Below are 8,574 nucleotides of genomic sequence, written 5' to 3'. Positions count from 1 at the left end.
CTGACGCCCACCGAATGGCGCGATGCCGACGACCGACGCGTTGCGGAGCTGGAGGCGACCGGAACCGCGCAACCCTACGAGAAGGAGTACTTCCTGAAAAACGGCGGTCGCATACCGGTGCTGGTCGGGGCAGCGACGTTCGGCGGGCGACACGACCAAGGCGTGGCCTTCGTGGTCGATTTAACCGAGCGCAAGCGGGCGGAGGAGGAAATTCGCGAAAGCGAACGGCGTTACAGGGAGGTGCAGATGGAGCTCGTGCACGCGAATCGAGTCTCAACAATGGGGCAGCTCTCGGCTTCAATTACCCACGAAGTCAACCAGCCGATCGGCGCGACGCTCAACAATACCTCAGCGGCGTTGCATTGGTTAAGCAAAGAACCGGCGGATCTGGAGAAAGCTCGGCAGGCTCTCAATCGGATCTTTGCAAACGGCAATCGCGTCAGCGAGGTCGTCGGCCGGATGCGCGCGCTTTTCAAAAAAGCACCTCTCCGGAAAGAAGACGTGGACATAAATGGAGCAATCCTCGAGGTCATCGCCCTGACCCATGGCGAAGTCGTGAAGAACGGCATTTCGGTCCAGTCACACCTCGTAGAGGGTTTGCCGCTCATCCAAGGGGATCGGGTCCAGCTGCAACAAGTGATCATGAACCTGATCATCAACGCCGTCGAAGCGTTAAGCTCGGTCAGCGAAGGGGCGCGAGAATTGGTGATCACCACTGGTAAGGGCGAGCCGGACGGCGTGCTCGTCGTAGTGCGGGATTCGGGTCCAGGTCTGAATTCATCGGATCTCGAGCGCATCTTTGACGCCTTCAACACGACAAAGCCCGGCGGCTTGGGGATGGGTCTATCGATCTGCCGCACCATCATTGAAGCGCATGGGGGACGAGTGTGGGCCATCGCCGCCCAACCTCAGGGCGCGACTTTCCAATTCACGCTGCCTGCAAAATCAAATCAGGCAGGGTGACTCCTGCAGCGGGCCAACCAAAGGGTTTGGTCGGCGCCGGCCGCGGGCCCTTCAGCGACGGGAGCCTGAATTGCTCCCTGTTTTGACCGGACACCGGCGTTAGCCGAAGGAACTAAGCATAGTCCATACGCCTGTGTCCGAGACGTTTTCGAAGTGGAAGTCATCACCGGCGTTGCCCGCCGGCGACGGTTTACGACAGAGCACAAGGTCTTGGTCGTCAACGAGACGCTGCAACCGGGCATGTCGATCAGCTATGTTGCCCGTCACGATGGGCTCGCCCCAAGCCTGGTCTTCCGATGGAGAGGCTGATGAGCGAAGGGCACAAGGAAGCGGTGCGGGCGGATGAGGATGTGGTCGCCGCATCCGAGGTCCGGCGGCTGGAGGAACGGGTTCGAGACCTCGAACGCTGCTCGGCCACAACACCCTGGAGGTCGAGATCCTCAAGGAGGCTCTTGACCTTGCGCGGGTAAAACCTTGCTGTCGCATCGCTGGCACCGGACGCGCTCGAGTTCACCTGCTGGAATGGCGAGATCGTTGCGGGTTGCCTCGCACGGCGGAAACGCTAGAGAAAGACCGCTCCGGCCCAGCCATCGTCCCCCTTTATCGCGCGCAGATCTGCAGATCTATGACCATCTCCTTCTTCGGCGCAGCTGACGGGAGAGTAGAGTTCCAGCGATCAGATCGGGCGACTTTGGGTTGGTCGTGGCTTTGAAGCTAGCTCGTTGGCCGATGAGCGCGTGTCAGAAATTGCTGCGGCGTTATCGAACATGCCAAAATGGCAGGCGCTCGAGAGAATTGCTGATAATGTCCGTCGTGCGGGAGCGGTGATCGGAAAGCATTCGAACGATGTTCAAGGGCGACGCGTGTGCAGCCTGAGACTGACTAGCGTCACCATTCCCGGCTCATCGTGCGCTGATTGTGCCTGTTACGGCGGGTCAACGCATGGGCAGACGGTCAGGTTGGCGAACGAATGCAAACTATGCACTTAGTACGGATATGACTGGCGTGCCGGCGAAGCCCGCCGCAAAAGGCCGCAGTCTGATTTAGCGTAACCTATCCTGACCTTTGAACCGCGGCGACTTCTTCGCCACTTGGGTTGAGCCGCCGGTCCGACCACGGATGTATTGGACAAGCTACAGACGCGAGCGCCATGAGATACTCACTCAACAAACCCGCAAGAATGAGAACCCCGTAACAAGAAGTGCACTTAACGCCGCGATCAAACCGCTCTATCTTTATTCCGCAAGAACATCAGGCACTGCAGCGTCACGGAGAAAAAGGTTGGGCGCCGTGTTCGCAGGGTTAACTGCGTCGCCTGATGCCACCGTCAGGACCATGGGTAGAGCTACTACAATTTCAATCATCATGAGCCAAACGTCAAACCGCCAAAGCGACACGCGTGTGCTTCCGACTCTGGGATTGAGCAGATGTCCTGATCCGCAACGTTTATAGGAAACGACCTCGCTAAGAACACTTTCCGCAAGAAAGGGGCGACAATTCGGAGCCGGCGCACAATATCTGTTGGCTCGGCGCAAACCACTTGATCATCGCCCTGCCTACTCTTGGCAACGAACTGGAACGGTCCAACCACGGGAAATCTTTCGAGTATGAGTATGCCGCTGCAGCTTCATCAGGTGCGATATTTCCTAGCCCTAGCAAGGACACTCAATTTTACGCGGGCTGCGGAGCAATGCAATGTGACCCAGCCGGCGCTGACAAAGGCGGTACACAAGCTGGAGCAACAACTCGGTGGCGCGTTGATTCACCGTGAACGTCACCTCACCCAGCTCACCGAGCTGGGCAAGATGATTTTGCCCACGATGGAGAAAATACTTGCGGCCGCGGAGGCGGTACGGTTTCAGGCTCAAGGCTATCAAAGAAAGACAATCGCCCCGCTCAAGATCGGGCTGGTGCCGTCAGTCTCCGCCGCGCTCATCACCGAATTGTTCTTGGAGCTCGCCAGGATCATCCCTGACTTTCGAGCCGATCTGCGCGAGGCAGATGCCGACAGGCTCGTTGCAATGCTTTTGGATGGCGAGATCAACGCCGCGCTCGTCGGTGACGCCATGGAGCTACCTGAGCGTATCGACCGCTGGCTGCTGTTCGCGGAGCGGTACGTACTCGTCCTGTCTAGGAAACATCCGATGGCGAGGCAAACTGTTATCCCGCCCCAAGACTTGCATGAGGCGGTATTTCTCGAAAGGGTCGGATGCGATGTCGCAGACCGATTCAAGCAGGCTTGCTTTGCCGACCATCCAGGTCCTAAAGTTGTGCACAGGAGCGCTAAAGAAAGCCATCTTCAGCAAATGGCATCCGCCGGTTTTGGGGCCATCCTGGCGCCAGAACATGCTCCAAGGCTGGCGTCGCTGGCGGCTATTCCAATTGAGGGCGACCCCGTCCGGCGCGAGGTGCAACTTTTGACCGTGGCGGGGAGACAGTATTCGCCGGCACTTGACGCCTTTATCAAGGTTGCTCGTGTTCGCGACTGGACAAGCGCGCTGGACAAACTCCGCCACGCATCTGCCCCTGCCTCGAACAAAGACAATGTTCCCAACCATGAAGCGGGATTAACTGATACGCCATGAACTATCCTCCCGACGTGCATCGGAAGTTCACGGCAAATATCTTCGAGCGAGACGATAGGCGTCATAGCAAAGATGGAACCATATCGTGAAGCCGGACTGATTTGTAGGAGTTCGAATGCGGTGCGCTCAAATTTCTGGCGACGCGCCGCCACCGTCCATCAACCGCTGCGGCGGGCTCAAGATCGGAGTTAGACTATCGGATTGCGCAGCACCCCCTCTCGTTACGGCGCCGGCACCCAGTCCCTCCATTGGCTGACCGTTATGCTGGTTCTCGCCGCCTATGTGCTGACCAGGGGCGACGGTTATTCGCTCTATTCCGCCGCCGCGGACCAGCTCCGCAGGATTCACGAGACGCTCGGAATGCTCGTCTTCATTGTCGTCGTGCTGCGGCTTCTATGGCGGCTGATCGACAGCACGCCCGCGAAGCGGCCGATGCCGCGATGGATGGCTGTGGCCGCTAGGCTCGTCCACTTCGCACTTTATACGCTGCTCATCGCCATTCCAGCAACGGCGGTGCTTGGTACCTGGCTCGAGGGGATACCCGTCACCCTCCCCGGATTCGACATCGCCCCCCAGATCGCGAAGGCGCATGGATTGGGGCAGCTGATCATGGAAATACATACCACCCTGGGCAACGCCATCCTCTGGGTTGCCGGCGTGCATGCGGCCGCCGCTCTCTTCCACCACTTCTATCTGCGCGACGAAGTCTTTCAGTCGATGGCTCCGGGCGCATGAACGATTAGTCCGAGCTACCGCGGCGAGACGTTCCTCCGGCGAAGTGGTCCCGGCAGAATCACTCGGTCTCACGTCGCGCTGCCCTCCAGGCACGGTAGTTTCTTGGGACGGCTCACCCGCACAAGCCGTCCCGTTGTGCTTACAACCGAAGAAGCGACGAAGGTTCTCGCGCGGTCATGCGCTCGGCGACGTGGCCGGCCGGGACACCCGGAGCCTTGATTGAATCGCCGCCTCCAGCGCGGCCCTGCGCCCTCGGGGCTTTGAGGAAAGAGTAGCTACAACAGCAGTTCGCCCCAAGCGCGTCCGCCCCTTCACCAAAATACCTGCGATTCAACTATGAGTCTATTTTAGACCGCTCACGCCGGTTTGATGCTAGCCCATTGAAGATTTGCTTTCTTTTGCAGCGGAGATCCGGCTGTCGACGAACCGCGGCATCGGCTGGGTTCGGCGCCATCCGCAAGATGGCCGAGGTGCAAATCTTGAGGCCCGCATTAGAGACGGGCAAAAGCCGCTGCTCGCGCGATTACAATGAACTACTGCCGGTCTCAGCTCTCGGAGACAAACCGTCCTACGCCAAATGGCGCTAACTGGATCGGTTGCCGCGATCAGCGGCAACCACAACAAACAGGGCCGTGGCCACGACAACGCTCTTACTTCGCGAAACTCATTTGGCTCTGACGCCAAAGCGCTGCAAACCGTGACAGTCTCGGTTGATGTTCAAGGTGTCAGCCGCGTCATCATCGTTTGGCAGCTTCCCGCGCGTCGCGGGGTAGAATGCGGTAGGCTTGCTTGAAACGACGGCCAAAATTGGTCAGGTCGGAAAATCCCCATGCATGCGCAATCTCACCAACGGTACGATGCGCCTGGATCGGATCTTCAAGAGCATAGCGGCATCGTGCGAGCCGTCTCGCTAAAATAAAGCGGGTGAGCGATGTATTGAGCTCGGCGAGAACTCTATTCGCGTATCGCAAGCTTATTCCAACGGCATCAGCCACGGCCTGAGCGTCGAGGGCTGGATCGGCCAACCGCTCCTCCACAACCGAGCGAATGTTCAGCAGCACAAGGGCTCTAGCTGAGGAGACGCGGGGACAGTCATCGCCTAGAGTTTTAGCAACCGACACGGCGATCAAATCGAGGAGGTCACTCGTTACGATCTTATCGCTCACGCAATACTTTTCTTTCGAAAGCGAAGGTAACATGGCCATCACTGATGATGTTAACCGATCCTGCGCCCGACGAGGCATTACTGAGCAAGCCACTACATCCCTGACCTTCCCAAGGCGCGCTTCCAACTCGCGCCGCGGAGCCTTGACGACAAGCATTTTGCAATCCTGTGCGAACTTTCCCGTGTAAGGCAGCAAAGGATCCAAGAGCGTCACACAGCCTTGCTCCAATATGACCTCTCGAGAACACTGCTCAAATTTCACTTTGCCTGAAATTTGGCGGCACACAAACAAGTAGTCCGACTTCGTGCGAGAAATGTGCTCTGCGGCGTGTGAAATCTGCATGGGCGAAGTATTGATGACAATCAGGCCTAAACCATCGAATTTTCCAGTCTCGATCTTGGCCTCAAAGCTCGATCGCGCCAAGGGTTGAGCGTCATGATCAACGATTTGTTTACAGGCAACGCTATGCCAACAATCGAATCTATCGCGAGGATGGACCTGTTCGGTTGAGAAGACGGTTTCCACGTAACATCTCCTTAGAGCCGAACGATAGTTCGGCTGAACGATAGTTCCTAATTAGCCGATACCAGGGGTATTAAAAGTAGTATTTTACTGACGTCAGGCTACTCCTCATAGCTTCGAGTTCGATGCGTTACTACTTTCACATCTTATGCACCGCGGGAACGGTAGAAGACAAAACAGGCACAGTGTTATCAGACACTGAGGCTGCCCGACTTTATGCATCAGTTCTCGCCGCCGAGCTTGCGTACAGGGGAGACAAATATCGGGACTGTGAGGTCCGCGCTGTCGATGACGATGGCAATGAGATTGCCCGAATGCCGGTGGTCGTTCCATCATGAACAGCGACCCAAACAAATGAAGGATCCAATGCTACCGCTGCACCGTTCATGGATGGTGAAGTCATCATTTGACCACAAGAGCGCTCGTTTGCGACATTGACTATCGAAAGCTACTTGCCGTGCTTCGACCCGACGTGACCGTTTGGCGGGCGGTCTATTTGCCGAACAGCCGGTGGGTGCTTCGGACATGGTCAATCAGCTTGTCGAGGTGGTCATGAATCCGCGGCGATCCAAAACGAGGTGCATTGTTCCGATGTGCTTATGGTTGGTCGAATAACGATGGCGTCGCCAGCTGGTGGGTTTGCCATTGAAATTGATGCCGGCCGCATCCTTCGCATAAGTGATCATCGATTCTGCCTCCAACCGCGATCGTCGTGTGTTGCAGTCTGCCTGTGATTGCTGCTCGACCGTCGGTCGCCTTGCAGGCGACCGCTCATATCGCAACTGGCCACCACGCACATCGTTAGAGGTTGCGCGATCCGACAGGATTCGACTCAGTCAGCTACTCTTAGGCGCTTCAGCGGTTGAACGTTCTTTCAGCAGACCTTTTGCATGTCGAAAGCCTGTTGTGGATTTTTAATATCCTCGACGTTGAGGGTGATTTACGTGCTTTCGACCCCCCTCCCATGGCGACAGATTTTATTCTTCAACTGCGAGAGGTCGACGAAGAGGTCCGCCTGCCGTCGCAGTTCGTGGGCGATCATTGCCGGTTGAGTGGCGATGCTGGACATGACGGCGACGCGGACGCCGTGACCCTGCACCGCTTGGACAAGCCGCCGAAAATCACCATCGCCCGAAACCAGAACCATTTCATCCATGTGACCTGCGAGATCCATTGCATCGACTGCCAGTTCGACGTTCACGTTGCCCCCAATTCTACGATGCCCCTTCGTATCGACGATCTCCTTCACGACCTTCGTCACCACGGTAAAGCCGTTATAGTCGAGCCAATCGATTAGCGGGCGCGCAGACGAATATTCCTGGCCTTGCAAGAGCACGGTGTAATAGAACGCTCGGATCAGGGTTCCACGACTCTGGAATTCGTTAAGCAGGCGCTGATAGTCGATGACAAAGCCGAGCATCTTGGCGGTCAAGTAAAGATTGAGACCGTCAATGAATACCGCGACCTTGCTCGAGCCTAGGGACATTAGCCTGTGAATTGCTTTCTGCTCACAACAACATGACTCTTCACGGTGTGGAATCGCCGGAATCATGAATTTAGCTGCTTGAGCTAACATCATTCGTGGGCGACTCGGTACGAATGCGGCAACGATTTTTCAATCTGTTTGTACGAAATCGTACAGTGTGCCATCTCGGCAGATAAGAGCGTATTAAGACGTCCTTTGATGTCTACCGAAGTCCGCAACAAATTGCTGCGTCTGCTTCCGAGCGATGAACTTGAGAAAGTTCTATCGCTCTCGGAAGAGGTGTCGATGGCTAAACGCCAAGTTCTCCACCGCTACGGCGTTCGCATGCCGTACGTCTATTTTGTGGAAACCGGACTCGTATCGGTCGGGGCCAAGGTGGATCCTCAAAAGTTTGTTGAGGTCTGGCTCATTGGCTCGGAAGGACTCGTTGGAGTTCCTCTCGTGCTGACGATAAACACACAGCCGATGCATCGCCGAACTGTGCAGGTCGGGGGTATCGCCTATCGCCTCAGAGTGGATCGGTTTCAGCAGGCACTCGCTGTGCTGCCCGCCTTTCGCACCGTGGTCCACGCCTATGTTGCGTCGGTCTTGGTTCAAACCGCTCAATCAGGCGCATGCAATACGGTCCATCCGTTACAGCAGCGTCTTGGGCGATGGTTGCTGCTCGCGCGCGATGCCTTGCAATCTGACGACATTCCACTTACCCACCAAGTGCTCGCTCAACTTCTCGGCGTGCGCCGCGCGGGGGTGACGGAGAGCCTTATTCTGCTCAGAAAGGAGGGGCTCATCGAAATGATGCGCGGTCGGCTTGTCATACGTGACGCTTTTCGACTGGCGCAAAGCTCCTGCCCTTGCTGGCGGTTGATCAAACGCGAGTACGAGCGCCAGCTTGTAAGCACCGAAGGTGCCGACGTCCGAGCGTTGCCCACGCAGATCACGAGGGCGAAGCGACCTCCGATCACTTTCTCGTAAGACAAAAAACCGTGTAGGCCTTATGCTGGAAGAACGATCGGCGTGGTTGGGGGCTGGACGGCTGGCTGCTTGCTGCGGCGATCACATGGACGCTGGTCGTCACTGGCCTGTTGCTCTGGCTTCTCTTCTCCGTCTGACAATGCCA

General features: G+C 56.9%; 9 protein-coding genes. 6 read left to right on the top strand and 3 right to left on the bottom strand.

Translation table 11 applies throughout. The features are described from left to right. From SO156_RS37505 to SO156_RS37490, 4 genes are all read left to right on the top strand, one after another. A partial coding sequence (locus SO156_RS37505; protein ID WP_498538310.1) for a sensor histidine kinase occupies nucleotides 1-963 on the top strand: 963 nt, incomplete at its 5' end. Nucleotides 964-1,116: 153 nt separating this feature from the next. Further along, nucleotides 1,117-1,272: a transposase gene (locus SO156_RS37500; RefSeq protein ID WP_498538309.1), complete on the top strand. Its 156-nt coding sequence runs from the start codon at nucleotides 1,117-1,119 to the stop codon at nucleotides 1,270-1,272. Nucleotides 1,273-2,570: 1,298 nt separating this feature from the next. Continuing rightward, entirely contained in the window at nucleotides 2,571-3,548 is a 978-nt protein-coding gene (locus SO156_RS37495; protein ID WP_498538308.1) for a LysR family transcriptional regulator, read from the top strand. 201 nt (nucleotides 3,549-3,749) lie between these two features. Continuing rightward, nucleotides 3,750-4,283 carry a cytochrome b gene (locus SO156_RS37490; RefSeq protein WP_498538307.1) on the top strand — a complete coding sequence of 178 codons (534 nt, stop codon included), beginning with the start codon at nucleotides 3,750-3,752 and terminating at the stop codon, nucleotides 4,281-4,283. 737 nt (nucleotides 4,284-5,020) lie between these two features. Here SO156_RS37490 and SO156_RS37485 read toward each other — a convergent pair. Then, entirely contained in the window at nucleotides 5,021-5,974 is a 954-nt protein-coding gene (locus SO156_RS37485; RefSeq protein WP_498538306.1) for an AraC-like ligand-binding domain-containing protein, read from the bottom strand. A gap of 122 nt (nucleotides 5,975-6,096) precedes the next feature. Between SO156_RS37485 and SO156_RS37480 the strand changes: the two genes are divergently transcribed. Continuing rightward, nucleotides 6,097-6,309, top strand: a complete 213-nt coding sequence (locus SO156_RS37480; RefSeq protein WP_498538305.1) for a DUF6894 family protein — start codon at nucleotides 6,097-6,099, stop codon at nucleotides 6,307-6,309. A gap of 195 nt (nucleotides 6,310-6,504) precedes the next feature. Here the strand turns inward: SO156_RS37480 and SO156_RS37475 are convergent, their stop codons facing one another. Next, entirely contained in the window at nucleotides 6,505-6,657 is a 153-nt protein-coding gene (locus SO156_RS37475) for a hypothetical protein (RefSeq protein ID WP_498538304.1), read from the bottom strand. Nucleotides 6,658-6,911: 254 nt separating this feature from the next. Beyond that, nucleotides 6,912-7,457, bottom strand: a complete 546-nt coding sequence (locus SO156_RS37470) for a LabA-like NYN domain-containing protein (protein ID WP_498538313.1) — start codon at nucleotides 7,455-7,457, stop codon at nucleotides 6,912-6,914. A 198-nt stretch (nucleotides 7,458-7,655) separates the two neighbouring features. Here SO156_RS37470 and SO156_RS37465 point away from each other — a divergent pair, with 198 nt between their 5' ends. Then, nucleotides 7,656-8,429, top strand: coding sequence for a Crp/Fnr family transcriptional regulator (locus SO156_RS37465; protein WP_498538303.1), 774 nt, complete (start codon nucleotides 7,656-7,658; stop codon nucleotides 8,427-8,429). Nucleotides 8,430-8,574 lie beyond the last annotated feature (145 nt).

This window comes from Bradyrhizobium sp. UFLA05-125, from assembly GCF_059803515.1.
The sequence above is the reverse complement of the archived record's forward strand: the minus strand, read 5'-3'. Positions and strand labels throughout refer to the sequence as shown.